12 protein-coding genes are annotated in these 17290 nt (G+C 66.5%); 8 read left to right on the forward strand and 4 right to left on the reverse strand.

Going from position 1 to position 17290, the window contains the following annotated elements:
• Nucleotides 1-31 precede the first annotated feature (31 nt).
• The gene (locus HAV18_RS38640) at nt 32-1117 is read left to right on the forward strand and encodes a sn-glycerol-3-phosphate import ATP-binding protein UgpC (protein WP_166966080.1); all 1086 of its coding nucleotides are present in this window, start codon (nt 32-34) and stop codon (nt 1115-1117) included.
• A gap of 28 nt (nt 1118-1145) precedes the next feature.
• Nucleotides 1146-1910, forward strand: a complete 765-nt coding sequence (ugpQ, locus tag HAV18_RS38645; protein WP_166966082.1) for a glycerophosphodiester phosphodiesterase — start codon at nt 1146-1148, stop codon at nt 1908-1910.
• A 164-nt stretch (nt 1911-2074) separates the two neighbouring features.
• On the opposite strand, the gene HAV18_RS38650 is transcribed toward ugpQ, so the two are convergent.
• Entirely contained in the window at nt 2075-2806 is a 732-nt protein-coding gene (locus HAV18_RS38650; protein ID WP_166966084.1) for an OmpW family protein, read from the reverse strand.
• Between the two features lie 193 nt (nt 2807-2999).
• Between HAV18_RS38650 and HAV18_RS38655 the strand changes: the two genes are divergently transcribed.
• From HAV18_RS38655 to HAV18_RS38670, 4 genes are all read left to right on the forward strand, one after another.
• Nucleotides 3000-3713, forward strand: coding sequence for a transposase (locus tag HAV18_RS38655; RefSeq protein WP_006477151.1), 714 nt, complete (start codon nt 3000-3002; stop codon nt 3711-3713).
• Nucleotides 3714-4002: 289 nt separating this feature from the next.
• Complete coding sequence (locus HAV18_RS38660) at nt 4003-8706, forward strand: glutamate synthase-related protein (protein ID WP_166966086.1); 4704 nt, start codon at nt 4003-4005, stop codon at nt 8704-8706.
• Nucleotides 8707-8791: 85 nt separating this feature from the next.
• Nucleotides 8792-10258, forward strand: a complete 1467-nt coding sequence (locus HAV18_RS38665) for a glutamate synthase subunit beta (RefSeq protein WP_166966088.1) — start codon at nt 8792-8794, stop codon at nt 10256-10258.
• 61 nt (nt 10259-10319) lie between these two features.
• Nucleotides 10320-11399: a phytanoyl-CoA dioxygenase family protein gene (locus HAV18_RS38670; protein ID WP_166966090.1), complete on the forward strand. Its 1080-nt coding sequence runs from the start codon at nt 10320-10322 to the stop codon at nt 11397-11399.
• Nucleotides 11400-11422: 23 nt separating this feature from the next.
• On the opposite strand, the gene HAV18_RS38675 is transcribed toward HAV18_RS38670, so the two are convergent.
• Nucleotides 11423-11857 carry a hypothetical protein gene (locus tag HAV18_RS38675; protein ID WP_208102293.1) on the reverse strand — a complete coding sequence of 145 codons (435 nt, stop codon included), beginning with the start codon at nt 11855-11857 and terminating at the stop codon, nt 11423-11425.
• A gap of 353 nt (nt 11858-12210) precedes the next feature.
• Here HAV18_RS38675 and HAV18_RS38680 point away from each other — a divergent pair, with 353 nt between their 5' ends.
• Complete coding sequence (locus tag HAV18_RS38680) at nt 12211-13701, forward strand: sodium:alanine symporter family protein (protein ID WP_166966092.1); 1491 nt, start codon at nt 12211-12213, stop codon at nt 13699-13701.
• Nucleotides 13698-14276: an RNA 2',3'-cyclic phosphodiesterase gene (gene thpR, locus HAV18_RS38685; RefSeq protein WP_166966094.1), complete on the forward strand. Its 579-nt coding sequence runs from the start codon at nt 13698-13700 to the stop codon at nt 14274-14276. Before HAV18_RS38680 ends, thpR begins: the two co-directional genes overlap by 4 nt.
• A 176-nt stretch (nt 14277-14452) precedes the next feature.
• On the opposite strand, the gene HAV18_RS38690 is transcribed toward thpR, so the two are convergent.
• Nucleotides 14453-15787, reverse strand: a complete 1335-nt coding sequence (locus tag HAV18_RS38690) for a D-amino acid dehydrogenase (RefSeq protein WP_166966096.1) — start codon at nt 15785-15787, stop codon at nt 14453-14455.
• 25 nt (nt 15788-15812) lie between these two features.
• Nucleotides 15813-17075, reverse strand: coding sequence for an MFS transporter (locus HAV18_RS38695; RefSeq protein ID WP_166966102.1), 1263 nt, complete (start codon nt 17073-17075; stop codon nt 15813-15815).
• Between the last annotated feature and the right edge of the window lie 215 nt (nt 17076-17290).

Genomic DNA, 17290 nt, shown 5'->3' on the forward strand with positions numbered 1-17290 from the left:
TGACGGACGGCAACCGGGAGAAAGACCAAGTATGGCTGCGCTGAGCTTGAAGGGCGTCAGGAAATCCTACGACGGCAAGCAGCACGTGCTGCATGGCATCGACGTGGAGATCGCCGACGGCGAATTCATCGTGCTGGTCGGCCCGTCGGGCTGCGGCAAGTCGACGTTGCTGCGGATGATCGCAGGGCTCGAGACGGTGACGGACGGCGAGATCGCGATCGGCGAGCGCGTCGTCAACACGCTGGAGCCGAAGGATCGCGACATCGCGATGGTGTTCCAGAACTATGCGCTGTATCCGCACATGACGGTTGCGCAGAACATGGGCTATGGGCTGAAGATCCGCGGGATCGAGCGCGCGACGATCGATTCGCGAGTGGCCGCGGCCGCGAAGATCCTCGAGCTGGAGCCGCTGCTTGCGCGGCGGCCGCGCGAGCTGTCGGGCGGCCAGCGGCAGCGCGTCGCGATGGGGCGCGCGATCGTGCGCGAGCCGTCGGTGTTCCTGTTCGACGAACCGTTGTCGAACCTCGACGCGAAACTGCGCGTGCAGATGCGGCTCGAGATCCAGCGGCTGCATGCGCGGCTCGCGACGACGAGCGTTTACGTGACGCACGACCAGATCGAAGCGATGACGCTCGCGCAGCGCGTGATCGTGATGAACCGCGGCTACGCGGAGCAGATCGGTGCACCGGTCGACGTGTACGAGAAGCCGGCGACGGTGTTCGTCGCGGGCTTCATCGGCTCGCCGGCGATGAACCTGATGCACGGCCGGCTGTCGGAAGACGGCGCGACCTTCACGGTCGCGGGCGGCGGCCCCGCGCTGCCGGTCGCCGGCGCGCCCGGGATCGGTGCGGAGATCGCCACCGGGCGCGACTGGGTGCTCGGCGTGCGTCCCGAACACATGACGCCGCAGCCGGGCGTCGCGCAGGCGACGCTGCCGGTCGACTCGTGCGAGCTGCTCGGTGCGGACAATCTCGCGCACGGCCGCTGGGGCAATCACGACGTCGCGGTGCGTCTGCCGCATGCGGACCGTCCCGCGCGCGGCACGGCGCTGGCGGCCGCACTGCCCGCGCACCGGCTGCATTTCTTCGATCCCGAGACCGGCAGGCGTGCCGGCTGAACCTGATGCACCTGCCGAGAGACCGACGATGACAACCCGTACCGACTGGCCTTATCCGCGCGTCGTCGCCCATCGCGGCGGCGGCACGCTCGCGCCGGAGAACACGCTCGCCGCGCTCGACGAGGGCGCGCGCCGTGGCCACCGGATGGTTGAATTCGACGCGAAGCTGTCGGCCGACGACGTGACGTTCCTGTTGCACGACGACACGGTCGACCGGACGTCGAACGGTCACGGGCCGGCGGCGGGCATGCGGTATGCGGCGCTGGCCGCGCTCGACGCGGGCACGTGGCGCGACGCGCGCTTCGCGGGTGAGCGGATGCCGACGCTCGAGGCGGCGGCGGCGCGCTGCATCGCGCACGGCCTGGCTGCCAACGTCGAGATCAAGCCGTGCCCGGGGCGCGAGCGCGAGACCGGGCAGCGCGTGGCGGCCGACGCGGCCGCGTATTGGCGCGATGCCGCGGTCGCGCCGCTCCTGTCGTCGTTCTCGTTCGACGCGCTGCAACAGGCGCGTGCGACCACGCCGGCGCTGCCGCGCGGGATGCTCTACGAGGCCGTTCCGGACGACTGGCATGCGCAGGTCGTCGGCGCGCTCGATTGCGTATCGTTGCATGCCGACCACAAACGGCTCGACGAGCCGCTCGTGCGCGCGATCAAGGCGGCCGGGCTGCGCATCCTGGTGTACACGGTCAACGATCTCGACCGGGCACGCGAACTCGTGCGCTGGGGTGTCGACGCGGTCTGCACGGACCGGATCGACCTGATCGGCCCCGACGCGCTGAACGATATCGCGTAGCGCGCGGGTCCCGCGCGACCGTGGGTGCGGGAAGACCCTGAGACAAAAAAACGACGCCCCGGCGGGAATTCGCCGGGGCGTTTTGCATCGTGGAGACGTTACGTCTGGAAAAATCCGCTACAAATTGCAGCAGGATTAACCATTCCCCAAATATTCGACTACGCTTAGAAGCGGTAGCCGACGTTCAGGTACGTGACGATCGGGTTCAGCGAGATGTGAGCCTTCGACGTTTCCGTCAGCGTACCGACCGGCGTCCGGCGTGCCGTCGTGAAGGTCGCGGTCACGCTGACCGGGATGTACGACATCGAGAAGCCGGCGAACCAGTGTTTCGTGAAGTTGTACGTGAAGCCGGCGTTGAACACGGGCGCCCACTGGTTGCTGGTCTGCGCACTGGTCGGGCCGCCGAGCACGCCGTTCTCGAACGCGCTGTTCGTGATCTTCGCGCCGGTGAACCAGATATACGTCGCGCCAACGCCGACATACGGACGGAACTTCGCGTTGGCGTCGTTGAAGTAGTACTTGAGGAGGAGCGCGGGGCTCCACTGGTACGCGCGGCCAAGCGTACCAAAATTCGAGAACTGGCCCTTGCCGGTGATGTCGAACTTCGGCGGAATGCCGGCGATGAACTCGGTGGCGATGTGGTCGGTCACGAAGTAACCGGTCGCCAGTGCGAGCGTGTCGGCGTCGCTGATGCCGGCGCCCGTGTTGGGAACCGATTGGTTGATGGGCGTGCCGCCGACGCCGTAGAGGAACAGCGGGTCACTGCTGTCCTGCGGCGCAAGGTGCAGCCAGCCGGTGCTGACGTAGAAATCACCTGCGGATTGTGCATGTGCCGTACCGCCCGCGAATGTGAATGCGAGCGCTGCGGCCCCCGTAATGGCCAGTTTTCGTTTCATTGTGTCTCCTCCGATCAAAGGCGTGCTCATTATGACGACTGCGTTTAAAACCAAACAAGCTCGTAAGTTAGAGTTTTCTCCCTAGGATTCGTACGACCGTACGCTTTCGCGCCCCGCGGGGACAGGCATTCTACGCAGGTGCGCATTTTCGGACCTCCGGGTATTTCCTAACGCGTTCAAACGGACATTCAGCATGGCACGGTTAGCACGACTCTACGTTCCCGACCAGCCGCAGCACGTGATACTGCGCGGCCTGGATCAGCAACCCGCGTTCGTCGACGACCAGGACTACGAACTCTTCATCGATTGCCTGAAGGCCGCCGCACGCGATCATCACCTGTCGGTGCACGCCTATGTGCTGCTGCCGCGCCAGGTGCAACTGCTCGTGACGCCGAGCGACGAAGCAAGCCTGCCGAAAGCGATGCAGGCTGTCGGCCGCCGCTACGTCGCGCATTTCAACCGGCGCTATTCGCGGCGCGGCACCCTATGGGAAGGCCGCTATCGCGCGACCGTGATCGAAGGCGAGCGCTATTTCCTGCTCGCGAGCCGCGTGGTCGAGATGAGCCCGGTGCGCGCGCAGCTGGTCGCGACGCCAGAGGCCTATCGCTGGTCGAGCTACCGGCACCACGTCGGCCTCACCGTCGACAGCCTGATCACCGACCATCCGCTCTACTGGGCGCTCGGCAATACGCCGTTCGACCGCCAGCGCGCTTACAAGGAGCTGTGCGAGCAGCCGCTCGACGAGCGGCAGGCCGACCAGTTGCAGCAGGCGACGTTGAAGGGCTGGGTGCTCGGCGGCGAGAATTATCGCGAGTGGGCGGCGCGCACGGCGAACCGGCGTGTGTCGCCGCTGCCGCGCGGACGCCCCAGAAAGGTGCGTGAAAATACGCCGCCGATCCAGCAGTAATGCCGGAACGGCGGTTCGGGAGGCGGCGCTGCGGGCGCCGCTTCTTTTTGCACCAAAACGATACGGCCCCAATAAAACAGCACCAGATCGAGGCATCCGTTTAATTGGGGTTCGATCAACTGGTTTTTGTTGCTATTCCTTTGATTCGTCGCGTATATTCCGAATTCCGGTGGCCCGGGCGAAGCATGCCCATCCACTGTCGGCCGCGCCGTCTCCCGTCGGGAGCGGGATCGACGGCAACAAGAAAATGGTTCAACGGCCTCCAGGCCCCCTTTACGACGGTGTCCCCATGAACGACCACCAGCAGCCGCTCGCCGCGGTGCCCGCCGCACAAGGTCTGTATGACCCGCAAAACGAACATGACGCCTGTGGCGTCGGCTTCGTCGCTCACATCAAGGGCAAGAAGAGCCACGAGATCATTCAGCAGGGTCTGAAGATCCTCGAGAACCTCGATCACCGTGGCGCGGTCGGCGCCGATCCGCTGATGGGCGACGGCGCGGGCATCCTGATCCAGATTCCGGACGCGTTCTACCGCGAGGAAATGGCGAAGCAGGGCGTGAACCTGCCGCCGGCCGGCGAATATGGGGTCGGCATGATCTTCCTGCCGAAGGAAAACGCCTCGCGCCTCGCGTGCGAGCAGGAGCTCGAGCGTACGGTGAAGGCGGAAGGCCAGGTCGTGCTCGGCTGGCGCGACGTGCCGGTCGACCATGCGATGCCGATTTCGCCGACCGTGAAGGCGAGCGAGCCGCTGATCCGCCAGATCTTCATCGGCCGCGGCAAGGACATCATGGTGACGGACGCGCTGGAGCGGAAGCTGTACGTGATCCGCAAGACGGCGAGCCACCGCATCCAGGCGCTGAAGCTCAAGCACGGCAAGGAGTACTTCGTGCCGTCGATGTCGGCGCGCACGATCGTCTACAAGGGGCTGCTGCTCGCGGGCCAGGTCGGCGTGTACTACCGCGACCTGCAGGACGCGCGCGTCGTGTCGGCGCTCGCGCTCGTGCACCAGCGCTTCTCGACCAACACGTTCCCGGCGTGGGAACTGGCTCACCCGTACCGGATGATCGCGCACAACGGCGAGATCAACACCGTGAAGGGCAACGTGAACTGGCTGAACGCGCGTACCGGCGCGATCGCGTCGCACGTGCTCGCCGACGATCTGCCGAAGCTGTGGCCGCTGATCTACCCGGGCCAGTCGGATACCGCCTCGTTCGACAACTGTCTCGAACTGCTGGTGATGGCCGGCTACCCGCTCGTGCACGCGGTGATGATGATGATCCCGGAAGCGTGGGAACAGCACACGCTGATGGACGAGAACCGCCGCGCGTTCTACGAATACCACGCCGCGATGATGGAGCCGTGGGACGGCCCGGCCGCGATCGCGTTCACCGACGGTCGCCAGATCGGCGCGACGCTCGACCGTAACGGCCTGCGCCCGGCGCGCTACATCGTGACCGACGACGACCTCGTCATCATGGCGTCGGAAGCCGGCACGCTGCCGATCCCCGAATCGAAGATCGTCAAGAAGTGGCGCCTGCAGCCGGGCAAGATGTTCCTGATCGACATGGAACACGGCCGCATCATCGACGACAAGGAGCTGAAGGACAACCTCGCGAACGCGAAGCCGTACAAGAGCTGGATCGACGCCGTGCGCATCAAGCTCGACGAGATCGAGCCGAAGGCCGAGGACGTCGCGGCCGGCCGCACGCAGGGCGCTGCGCTGCTCGACCGCCAGCAGGCGTTCGGTTACACGCAGGAAGACCTGAAGTTCCTGATGGCGCCGATGGCCCAGCAGGGTGAAGAGGCCGTCGGTTCGATGGGCAACGACTCGCCGCTCGCGGTGATGTCGAACAAGAACAAGACGCTCTATCACTACTTCAAGCAGCTGTTCGCGCAGGTCACGAACCCGCCGATCGACCCGATCCGCGAGAACATGGTGATGTCGCTCGTGTCGTTCATCGGCCCGAAGCCGAACCTGCTCGACACGAACAACATCAACCCGCCGATGCGTCTTGAAGTGTCGCAGCCGGTGCTGGACTTCAAGGACATCGCGAAGATCCGCGCGATCGACCAGTACACGGGCGGCAAGTTCAGCGCATACGAACTGAACATCTGCTACCCGGTCGCCTGGGGCAAGGAAGGCATCGAGGCGCGCCTCGCGTCGCTGTGCGCGGAAGCCGTCGACGCGGTGAAGTCGGGCTACAACATGCTGATCGTGTCGGACCGCAAGACGGACGCCGAGCACGTCGCGATTCCCGCGCTGCTCGCCACGTCGGCGATCCACACGCACCTCGTCCAGCAAGGGCTGCGCACGAGCACGGGCCTCGTCGTCGAGACGGGCTCCGCGCGTGAAACGCACCACTTCGCGCTGCTCGCGGGCTACGGCGCGGAAGCCGTGCACCCGTACCTCGCGATGGAAACGCTCGCGAAGATGGCCGAGGGGCTGCCGGGCGACCTGTCGCCGGAGAAGGCCGTCTACAACTTCACGAAGGCGGTCGGCAAGGGCCTGCAGAAAGTGATGTCGAAGATGGGCATCTCGACGTACATGTCGTACACGGGCGCGCAGATCTTCGAAGCGCTCGGCCTGTCGAGCGACCTCGTCGAGAAGTATTTCAAGGGCACGGCATCGAAGGTCGGTGGCATTGGCCTGTTCGAAGTCGCGGAAGAGGCGATCCGCCTGCACCGCGACGCGTTCGGCGACAACCCGGTGCTGCGCGACATGCTCGACGCGGGCGGCGAGTACGCATACCGCGTGCGCGGCGAAGACCACATGTGGACGCCGGATTCGATCGCGAAGCTGCAGCACGCGACGCGCAGCAACTCGTACCAGACGTACAAGGAATACGCGCACCTGATCAACGACCAGACCAAGCGTCACATGACGTTCCGTGGCCTGTTCGAGTTCAAGGTCGAGCCGACCAAGGCGATCCCGATCGACGACGTCGAATCGGCGAAGGACATCGTCAAGCGTTTCGCGACGGGCGCGATGTCGCTCGGTTCGATCAGCACCGAAGCGCACGCGACGCTCGCGATCGCGATGAACCGGATCGGCGGCAAGTCGAACACCGGCGAAGGCGGCGAGGACCAGAAGCGCTACCGCAACGAGCTGCGCGGCATTCCGATCAAGGCCGGCGAGACGCTGAAGTCGGTGATCGGCGATGAAATCGTCAGCGACATTGCGCTGAAGGACGGCGATTCGCTGCGCTCGAAGATCAAGCAGGTCGCGTCGGGCCGCTTCGGCGTCACCGCCGAGTACCTCGCGTCGGCCGACCAGATCCAGATCAAGATGGCGCAGGGCGCGAAGCCGGGCGAAGGCGGCCAGCTGCCGGGCCACAAGGTGTCCGAGTACATCGGCAAGCTGCGTTACTCGGTGCCGGGCGTCGGCCTGATCTCGCCGCCGCCGCACCACGACATCTACTCGATCGAGGATCTGGCGCAGCTGATCCACGACCTGAAGAACGTGAACCCGAGCTCGAGCATCTCGGTGAAGCTGGTGTCGGAAGTGGGCGTCGGCACGGTCGCGGCCGGTGTCGCGAAGGCGAAGGCCGATCACGTCGTGATCGCCGGCCATGACGGCGGCACGGGTGCGTCGCCGCTGTCGTCGGTCAAGCATGCGGGCACGCCGTGGGAACTCGGCCTGGCGGAAACGCAGCAGACGCTGGTGCTGAACCGCCTGCGTGGCCGGATCCGCGTGCAGGCCGACGGCCAGATGAAGACGGGCCGCGACGTCGTGATCGGCGCGCTGCTCGGTGCGGACGAATTCGGCTTCGCGACGGCGCCGCTCGTCGTCGAAGGCTGCATCATGATGCGCAAGTGCCACCTGAACACCTGCCCGGTCGGCGTCGCGACGCAGGATCCGGTGCTGCGTGCGAAGTTCCAGGGCCAGCCCGAGCACGTCGTGAACTACTTCTTCTTCGTTGCCGAGGAAGTGCGCGAGATCATGGCACAGCTCGGCATCGCGAAGTTCGACGACCTGATCGGCCGTGCCGACCTGCTCGACACGCGCAAGGGCGTCGAGCACTGGAAGGCGAAGGGCCTCGACTTCTCGCGCGTGTTCTACCAGCCGGAAGAGTGTGAGGACGTCGCGCCGCGTCACGTCGACGTGCAGGATCACGGCCTCGAGCGCGCGCTCGACCACGTGCTGATCGAGAAGGCGAAGGCCGCGATCGAGAACGGCGAGCATGTGTCGTTCATCCAGCCGGTGCGCAACGTGAACCGCACGGTCGGTGCGATGCTGTCGGGCGTGATCGCGAAGAAGCACGGCCACGACGGCCTGGCCGACGACGCGGTGCACATCCAGCTGAAGGGCACGGCCGGCCAGAGCTTCGGCGCGTTCCTCGCGAAGGGCGTGACGCTGGACCTCGTCGGCGACGGCAACGACTACGTCGGCAAGGGCCTGTCGGGTGGCCGGATCATCATCCGCCCGACCAACGACTTCCGCGGCAAGTCCGAGGAAAACATCATCTGCGGCAACACGGTGATGTACGGCGCGATCGAAGGCGAATCGTTCTTCCGCGGCGTTGCGGGCGAGCGCTTCTGCGTGCGCAACTCGGGCGCGACGGCGGTCGTCGAAGGCACGGGCGACCACGGTTGCGAATACATGACGGGCGGCACGGTCGTCGTGCTCGGCGAGACCGGGCGCAACTTCGCGGCCGGCATGTCGGGCGGTCTCGCATACATCTACGATCCGGAAGGCACGTTCGCGGCGAAGTGCAACAAGTCGATGGTCGCGCTCGAGCCGGTGCTGCAGCAGGCCGAGCAGGAGCGCACGGTCGACCGCGCACTCTGGCACGCAGGCACGACGGACGAAGCGCTGCTCAAGGGGCTCATCGAGCGTCATTTCCAGTTCACGGGTTCGCCGCGCGCGAAGTCGCTGCTGGAAAACTGGGACGCCGCGCGCCGCCAGTTCGTGAAGGTGTTCCCGCACGAATACAAGCGCGCGCTGGGCGAGATCGGTGCGAAGAAGGCGGCGAAGGAAGAACTGGCCGCCTGAGCGACGAACGACATAGCGACTGCCGCGCGCGCATGACTGCCGCGCGCGGCTCCCCCACCCGATACACCGAACAGAAGAGCACCTTATGGGCAAGGCAACCGGTTTTCTGGAGTTCGAACGCCGCCACGAGGCGTACGAAGCACCGCTCACGCGCGTGAAGCACTACAAGGAATTCGTCGCGGCACTGACCGACGCGGACGCGAAGGTCCAGGGCGCACGCTGCATGGATTGCGGCATCCCGTTCTGCAACAACGGCTGCCCGGTCAACAACATCATTCCGGACTTCAACGATCTCGTTTACCGCCAGGACTGGCAGCAGGCGATCGAAGTCCTGCATTCGACCAACAACTTCCCGGAATTCACGGGCCGCATCTGCCCGGCGCCGTGTGAAGCGGCGTGCACGCTCGGGATCAACGAAGACCCGGTCGGCATCAAGTCGATCGAGCACGCGATCATCGACAAGGCCTGGGCGGAAGGCTGGGTGAAGCCGCTGCCGGCCGAGCACAAGACGGGCAAGAAGGTCGCGGTCGTCGGCTCGGGCCCCGCGGGCCTCGCCGCCGCGCAGCAGCTCGCGCGCGCGGGCCATGACGTGACGGTGTTCGAGAAGAACGACCGCGTCGGCGGCCTGTTGCGTTACGGGATTCCCGACTTCAAGCTCGAGAAGTGGCTGATCGACCGCCGCATGCGCCAGATGGAAGCGGAAGGCGTGACGTTCCGCACCAGCGTGTTCATCGGCAAGGATCCGCTGCCCGAGTCGATCGGCAGCCTCGCGAAGGAAACCATCTCGCCGGACACGCTGAAGGAAGAATTCGACGCGGTCGTGATCGCCGGCGGTTCGGAAACGCCGCGCGACCTGCCGGTGCCGGGCCGTGAGCTCGCGGGCGTGCATTACGCGATGGACTTCCTGCCGCAGCAGAACCGTGTGAACGCGGGCGACAAGCTCGTCGACCAGCTGCTCGCGAAGGGCAAGCACGTGATCGTGATCGGCGGCGGCGATACGGGTTCGGACTGCGTCGGCACGTCGAACCGTCACGGCGCGAAGCAGGTCACGCAGTTCGAGCTGCTGCCGCAGCCGCCCGAAGAGGAAAACAAGCCGCTCGTGTGGCCGTACTGGCCGATCAAGCTGCGCACGTCGTCGTCGCACGAGGAAGGCTGCGAGCGCGACTGGGCGGTCGCGACGAAGCGTCTCGAAGGCAAGAACGGCAAGGTCGAGAAGCTGATCGCGGCGCGCGTCGAGTGGAAGGACGGCAAGATGCAGGAAGTGCCGGGCTCCGAGTTCGAACTGAAGGCCGATCTCGTGCTGCTCGCGATGGGCTTCACGCAACCGGCGGCGCCGGTGCTCGAAGCGTTCGGCGTCGCGAAGGACGCGCGCGGCAATGCGCGTGCGGCGACCGAAGGCGATCGCTCGTACTACACGTCGGTCGACAAGGTGTTCGCGGCAGGCGACATGCGTCGCGGCCAGTCGCTCGTGGTGTGGGCGATCCGCGAGGGCCGCCAGTGCGCGCGCTCGGTCGATGCGTACCTGATGGGGCATTCGAACCTGCCGCGCTGAGCCGAATATCGCGAGCGGGTTTCGATGGAAGACGGGCGTCCGGAAGGGCGCCCGTTTTTTTATGCGTGCACCGGATGGCGGTTGCCCCTTAACATGCGCGAAACAGGGTGCAGGTCTTCACCGAGCGACGGTCGAAGCCTGTTTCAGCCACGAACGCGTCGCGCAGTTTATGTCTCGAGAAAACGCCCCGGAAATCACCCGACCGTGCTTTACCGACGACGGCCAGCGCGTCCGGCTGGACGAGGTCGTCGCGCTGCTGCTTCCGTTCGGGCCAGGTCTTCACGTCGAGGATCACGCATTCGTCGGACGGCAGCGGCCGGTCGAAGTCGCGCAAGACATTGCCGACGTCATCCAGGCCCGGGTGGCGCTGGAGGGCTTCGCCCAGTTCACCCCGGGCGACGACGTGCGGAGCACCCTTCCGCTCGCGGCGATGCGCGACATGGTGACGGGCCTCGTGCAGGCCGGCATTCCGCCGGTGTTCGCGTTCGTGTGCGACGAATTCTGGCTCACGTACTGGCGGTTGCACCGGATCGTCCAGGCGGCGCTGGGCGCCGACACCTACCAGTTGATGCCGGATTTCTGGGTATGGCACGTCCGCGCGGACGCGGGGCAGGCCGGCTGGAGCATGCACCGCGATGCGGGGGCGAGATCGCTGCTGCCGGACGGTCGCGCCGGTGCGCTGTCGCTGTGGATCCCGCTGACGCCCGTCGATTCGACCACCGGTTGCGTGATGCTGCTGCCGAAGCATCGCGATCCCGACTATGGAACGGATCGCGTTTCGCAGGCCGAATTCGATGTGCGGGACATCCGCGCGCTTCCCGGGCTCGCCGGCGACCTGATGATGTGGAGCCAGGCCGTGCTGCACTGGGGCAGCCGCGGCAGTCCGCTGTCGGACGTGCCGCGGATCAGCATGTCGATGGGCGTTCAGGTCGATAGCCTGGGCCCGCTGAACCCGCCGCTGCTGAAATTCGATGTGTTGCCGGATGCCGGGCTGCGGCTCGAGCTGATCGCCAAGCAGATCCTGCAGTACGAGCGATTCGCGTCCATCGAACCCGCCTGGGCGCATTTTGCGCGCGTCTTGCTCGCAAGCGGCTTGTCCGGGCTGGTGTTCGACATCCCGGTCGAATGGCGGCTTCCCTGACGTGTTGAACGCGTAGTGGGGGATCACCGGTAGCTTCGGCCGGGATCGACTGCGCTCGGTTCGATGCCGGCAGGCGAATGGCCTCGTTGCAATGGCGTCGCGGGTTCGAGCGGCAGCATTTGAATCGTCCCGAAGCCGATGACGCGACGCGCGCAATCGATCGTGGCCACATAGCGCGTTTCGCCCGACTTCAGGTCGAATCCCCACCGGCCGAACTTGTCTGCATCGTAAAGAGGCATGCCGACGAACTCGATTTCGTCGGGACGCATGTCTTGCGCTTCGGCGAACGCGAGAATGCTCGCTTCTAGCTCTGCGAGCGGCGCGTCGGGGCAATAGCCGCTCGCGGGCTCGTATCGCGCAATCACGACGATGGCAAGAAGCAACACGGCAAGCACGATGGCTGCCGCGACGAGACCCAGCGCGAGACGACTCGCGTAGCGAATGACGGTTGGGATCATGAGCGCGTACGGATACTTCCCTGGTTGGTGACGTCGTATCCCCTCGCGTCCTGTTCGGGCATTCCGGGCAGTGTCCGGTCTGGTGTCGGGCGAGCGGCATCCGAAAGAGATTTCGACGTCCCGATTGTCCAGCCGAGTGGTCGTGAGCCGGGTGCCCCGGCCGGCAGGATCGCCGCGTCAGCGCCCCGCATTTTCGCGAAGCGTCGTCTAACCTGATGACATCCCGCTGCAATTTCTCGGCATCTCTATTTCTTTCGTTTTGTAATATTCCTTGCGAACTGTCATATCATGTCGTCCCTCGGGCCGTGTTCGCGGCGGTTGCATGTGACTGACCCTATTTACAAGGACTCTGGATGGAAGCATTCGTGCATGGGCTGATCGACGCCGTCAACGGCGTGTTGTGGAACTACGTGCTGATCGCGCTGCTGCTCGGTGTCGGTGCGTGGTTCACGTTGCGGTTCCGGATGATCCAGCTGAAGGCGCTGTTCCTCAGCATGAAACTGGTCCGCAGCAAGGGCGAGCCGGGCAGCATCTCGTCGTTCCAGGCGTTCGCGACCGGGCTCGCGAGCCGTGTCGGCACCGGCAACATCGCCGGCGTCGCGGTCGCGCTGACGGTCGGCGGGCCGGGCGCGATCTTCTGGATGTGGATGACGGCGCTGGTCGGGATGTCGTCCGCGTTCGTCGAGGCGACGCTCGCGCAGATCTTCAAGGTGTCGCACCCGGACGGCAGCTATCGCGGCGGCCCCGCTTACTACATTCAGACCGGCCTGCGGTCGCGCGGCTTCGGCGTGCTGTTCTCGTTGTCGCTGATCCTCGCGTTCGGTTTCGTGTTCAACGCGGTGCAGGCGAATGCGATCGCCGACGCGTTCCATACGTCGTTCGGCTGGAGCCGCGAGACGGTCGGCCTCGGCCTCGTGCTGCTCTCCGCCCCGATCATCTTCGGCGGCATCCGCCGCATCGCGACGGTCGCGCAGGTGATCGTGCCGCTGATGGCGATCGGCTATCTCGCGCTCGCGGTCTATGCGGTCGCGACACACATCGCGCTCGTGCCGGACGTGATCGCGCTGATCGTGAAGAGCGCATTCGGTCTCGAGCAGGCGGCAGGTGGCCTGACCGGCTATGCGGTCAGCCAGGCGATCGCGATCGGCGTGAAGCGCGGGCTGTTCTCGAACGAGGCGGGGATGGGCAGCGCGCCGAATGCGGCCGCGACCGCGAGCACGCGGCACCCTGTCACGCAGGGGCTGATCCAGATGCTCGGCGTGTTCGTCGATACGATCGTGATCTGCAGCGCGACCGCGTTCGTGATCCTGCTGTCGGGCCAGTACGAGGTCGGCACCGGGATGGAAGGCGCGGCGCTCACGCAGCGCGCGATCTCGAGCCACGTCGGCGACTGGGGCGGCATCTACATGGCCGTCGCGATTTTCTTCCTTGCGTTCTCGTCGGTGATCGGCAACTACGCGTACGCGGAAGGCAACGTCGAATTCATCACGAAGCGGCGCGGCGTGCTGCCGCTGTTCCGTGTCGCGGTGCTCGGCATGGTGATGTTCGGCAGCGTCGGCCAACTGCCGCTCGTGTGGGCGATGGCCGATACGAGCATGGGCCTGATGGCGATCATCAACCTGATCGCGATCCTCGCGCTGGGCAAGTATGCGCATGCCGCGTGGGCCGACTATCGCCGCCAGCGCGCGGCGGGCATCGCCGATCCGGTGTTCACGCGCAACACGATTCCCGAGCTCGCGCGCGTGCTGCCGGCCGACGTGTGGGGCGAGCATGGCCCGCTGCCGCAGCGCCCCGCTGCGGCGGAAACGGCACGCGCGCCGCGTGCCGCGGTGAGCGAGTCATGAACGGCGACCGGCTCCGTGCGTTCGTCGCGCTGATGCCCGATGCGGCTTCGCGCGACGCGCTGCACGCGTTGCCGGTCACCCGTGGCGCGCGGCGCACGCTGCCCGCGCAACTGCACATGACGCTCGCGTTCATCGGCGCGATCGAACGGGAACGCTGCGAGGTGCTGGCCGCCCATCTGCCCGCACTCGCGACAGCCCATGCGCTGCCGTTGCTGCCGGTCGAGCGGATCGCGTGGTGGCCGAGCCTGCCGCGCGCGAGGCTGATCGTCGCGGAGCTCGAGGCCGATCCTGCCTGTGTGGCGCTGAATGCCGGGCTGGAGGCGCTGCTCGACGAACTGGGCGTGCCGGCCGATCGTCGGCCGTTTCGGCCACACGTGACGCTCGCGCGGCTGCCGCGCGATGCGGTCGGCCAGCCCGCGCACGGCGGTGCGCCCGGGCGGGCGGTCGCGGTGCGTGTCGAAGCGCTGACGTTATTCGAAAGCCGTCTGTCGCACGAGGGCGTGTCGCATCGGCCGATCGTGTCTGCGCCGATCGCATGGGCGGACGGTGAGGCGGACAATCAGGCGGTGCAATGAGCGGCTAGCGCGCCGCGTAGCGATTGCCGGGCGCCACGCGTATCGCGCCCGCGCATCCCGTCGACGATATGATCCGGCCTGCCGGGCCTGCCGGGCCTGCCGGGCCTGCCGGGCCTGCCGGGCCTGCCGGGCCTGCCGGGCCTACCAAGCTTGCCGGGCGTAGCAGGCCACCAGGCCTACCGGCCGTAACGCGCGAGCGTCAGGCCCGACAGGTCGATCTCCGGTTCTCGCCCCGTGACGAGATCCGCCACAACCTTCCCCGACCCCATCGACATCGCCCAACCCGTCGAGCCGTGGCCGACGTTGAGCCAGAGCCCGTCGATCCCGCTCGCGCCGAGCAGCGGCGGCCCGTCCGGCGTCATCGGCCGGCGGCCGACCCAGAAGCGCGCCGATGCGCGATCGGCGGCGTGCGGGAACCAGTCGTCGAGCACTTTCATCAGCGTATCGAGCGCCTGCTGGCGCAGCGCTGCATGCCGGTTACCGAGTTCCGCGGTACCCGCGACGCGCAACGTCGGGCCGAATCGCGTGATCGCCGTCTTCAGCGATTCGTCCATCAGCGCGGCGTGCGGGGCTTTTTCGTCGTCGACGACGGAGAGCGTCGCCGAGTAACCCTTCACCGGATACAGCGGCACGTCGATGGCGTGCGGCCGCAGCAGGCCCGCGCTGTCGACGCCGAGCGCGACGACGATCGCGTCGGCGGCGAGCCGCGTGTCACGGTATTTGTCGCCGGCGTTCGATGCGCGCGGATTCGGTCGTGCCCGATCCTGCGTATCGCCATCCTCATTGCCGTGACCGACGATTCGCACGCCGCGCACCTGGCCCGCTTCAACGTCGAGCGCCTGCACTTCCGTGCGAAAGCGGAACGTCACGCCGTTCGCTTCGCACAGCGCCCGCAGTTCATGCGTAAAGCGTGCGCAATCGCCCGCTTCGTCGTCGGGCAGGTAGATGCCGCCGACCGGCGCCTGCCGCGCCCAGCGCAAGCCCGGTTCGATCGCCGTGCAGCCGGCCGCGTCGAGCTCGCGAAACGCGATGCCGGCATCGCGCAGCACCTTCAGCGCGGGCTGCACCATCTCGACGTCGAACGCGCCGCGCAGCAGTTGCAGGTAGCCGCGGCTCGCGCCGTAGTCGAACGGGTGACGGTCGCGAAACGCATGCAAGCATGCACGACTGTAATACGCGATGCGCTGCATCCGCTGCTTGTTCACGCGGAATCGCTCGAATTCGCATTCGCGCAGCCAGCGCGCGATCCAGCGCCACTGCGCGGCATCGAGCGTCGGCCGGAAGATCAGCGGCGACGCGGGCTTGAACAGGTACTTGAGGATCTTGCCGGGCATCCCGGGCGCGGCCCACGGCGTCACGTAGCCGGGCGCGATCACGCCCGCGTTGCCGAGGCTCGTCGCCTGCGCGACATCGGCCTCGCGTTCGATCACGGTGACGTCGCAACCTGCTTCACGCAGATGCCAGGCCGTGGTGACGCCGATTACGCCGGCGCCGAGAACGATCACGTGCATGTGGTTTCCGGAACGAAGCGGTGGCTCACGACGCGACGGCCGGCTCGTCGACGAGCGACTTGCCACGCGTTTCCGGCAGGACCAGCGCGGCGACGATCACGAGCAGGTAGCCGCCGCCCGCGACGAGGCCGATCGCCTTCACGAGCGACATCGATTGCGACAGCGAGCCGACGAGGATCGGGAAGAACGAGCCGAGCCCGCGCCCGAGGTTGTAGCAGAAGCCCTGGCCCGAGCCGCGGATCGCGCCCGGATACAGCTCCGACAGATACGCGCCGACGCCCGCGAAGATCCCCTGCACGACGATGCCGAGCGGGAAGCCGAGCAGCAGCATCGCGGTATCGGTGATCGGCAGCATCGTGTACGCCATGCCGAGCGAGAACGAGCCGATCGCGAACAGGATGAACGACGCGCGGCGGCCGAGCCGGTCGGACAGGATCGCGCCGACTACGTAACCGACGAACGAGCCGACGATCAGCACGACGAGATAGCTGCTCGTGTTGAACACGGACAGGTGTCGAACCGTTTTCAGGTAAGTGGGCAGCCAGGTCGTGATCGCGTAGTAGCCGCCGAGCATCCCGGTGCACAGCGCGCTGCCGAACAGCGTCGCGCGCAGGTGCCGCGGCGCGAAGATCTCGAGGAAGTGGCCCGACACGCGGCCTTCGTCGCGCGCGCGGCGGGTGGCCGTGTAGATGTCCGGATCGCTGACGTTGCGGCGGATGTACAGGATCCACAGCGCGGGCACGATGCCGATCCAGAAGCAGGCGCGCCACGCGACCTGCTCGGGCAGCAGCGCGAAGAACGCCCAGTAGAGGATCGCGGCCGCGCCCCAGCCGAACGACCAGCTGCTTTGCACGGTGCCGACGGCTTTCGCGCGGTGCTCGGGCGAGCGGATCGTCTCGGCCATCATGATCGTCACGACCGACCATTCACCGCCGAAGCCGAAACCCTGCAGCGTGCGCGTCGCGAGCAGCTGCCAGAACGAATGGGTGAAGCCGGACAGGCACGTGAACAGTGCGAACGTCGCGATCGTCCACTGCAGCACGCGCACGCGGCCGTAGCGGTCGGCGAGGATCCCGGCGACCCAGCCGCCGACGGCCGACGAGATCAGCGAGCTCGTCGCGATCATCCCGGCCTCGCTCTTCGTCATGCCCCACGTGGCGATCAGCGTCGGGATCAGGAACGTGTAGATCATGAAGTCGAACGCGTCGACCGCGTAGCCGCCGAATCCGGCGTACAGCGTCCTGCGCTCGCGTGTCGACAGTTCGTCGAACCACTGGAATGCCCGCATGCTTGCCGCCCCCTGTTGTCTCGTATCGCGCTGCCGCGTGGCGGTTATTTTACGGGCGGGGAGCGGGGCGCCAAAAAGACGGGAACGAGGGTGTGATGGCGCGGCGGGCGGTGAGGGTGGCGAGGGCGACGAGGGTGATGAGGGTGATGAGGGTGATGAGGGTGATGAGGGTGATGAGGGTGATGGGGGTGACGAGGGTGATGAGGGTGATGAGG

Source organism: Burkholderia sp. D-99, from assembly GCF_011605345.1.
In the GTDB taxonomy this organism is placed as follows: Bacteria; Pseudomonadota; Gammaproteobacteria; order Burkholderiales; family Burkholderiaceae; genus Burkholderia.

What these genes read in the sequence shown, in the direction of transcription:
- HAV18_RS38640 (WP_166966080.1), top strand. Translation starts at nt 32, where the DNA reads ATGGCTGCGCTGAGCTTGAAGGGCGTCAGGAAATCCTACGACGGCAAG.
- HAV18_RS38690 (WP_166966096.1), bottom strand. Translation starts at nt 15,787, where the DNA reads ATGCACGTGATCGTTCTCGGCGCCGGCGTAATCGGCGTCACCACGGCC.
- thpR (WP_166966094.1), top strand. Translation starts at nt 13,698, where the DNA reads ATGAACGGCGACCGGCTCCGTGCGTTCGTCGCGCTGATGCCCGATGCG.
- HAV18_RS38655 (WP_006477151.1), top strand. Translation starts at nt 3,000, where the DNA reads ATGGCACGGTTAGCACGACTCTACGTTCCCGACCAGCCGCAGCACGTG.
- HAV18_RS38665 (WP_166966088.1), top strand. Translation starts at nt 8,792, where the DNA reads ATGGGCAAGGCAACCGGTTTTCTGGAGTTCGAACGCCGCCACGAGGCG.
- HAV18_RS38650 (WP_166966084.1), bottom strand. Translation starts at nt 2,806, where the DNA reads ATGAAACGAAAACTGGCCATTACGGGGGCCGCAGCGCTCGCATTCACA.
- HAV18_RS38680 (WP_166966092.1), top strand. Translation starts at nt 12,211, where the DNA reads ATGGAAGCATTCGTGCATGGGCTGATCGACGCCGTCAACGGCGTGTTG.
- HAV18_RS38670 (WP_166966090.1), top strand. Translation starts at nt 10,320, where the DNA reads ATGCGTGCACCGGATGGCGGTTGCCCCTTAACATGCGCGAAACAGGGT.
- HAV18_RS38695 (WP_166966102.1), bottom strand. Translation starts at nt 17,075, where the DNA reads ATGCGGGCATTCCAGTGGTTCGACGAACTGTCGACACGCGAGCGCAGG.
- HAV18_RS38660 (WP_166966086.1), top strand. Translation starts at nt 4,003, where the DNA reads ATGAACGACCACCAGCAGCCGCTCGCCGCGGTGCCCGCCGCACAAGGT.
- HAV18_RS38675 (WP_208102293.1), bottom strand. Translation starts at nt 11,857, where the DNA reads ATGATCCCAACCGTCATTCGCTACGCGAGTCGTCTCGCGCTGGGTCTC.
- ugpQ (WP_166966082.1), top strand. Translation starts at nt 1,146, where the DNA reads ATGACAACCCGTACCGACTGGCCTTATCCGCGCGTCGTCGCCCATCGC.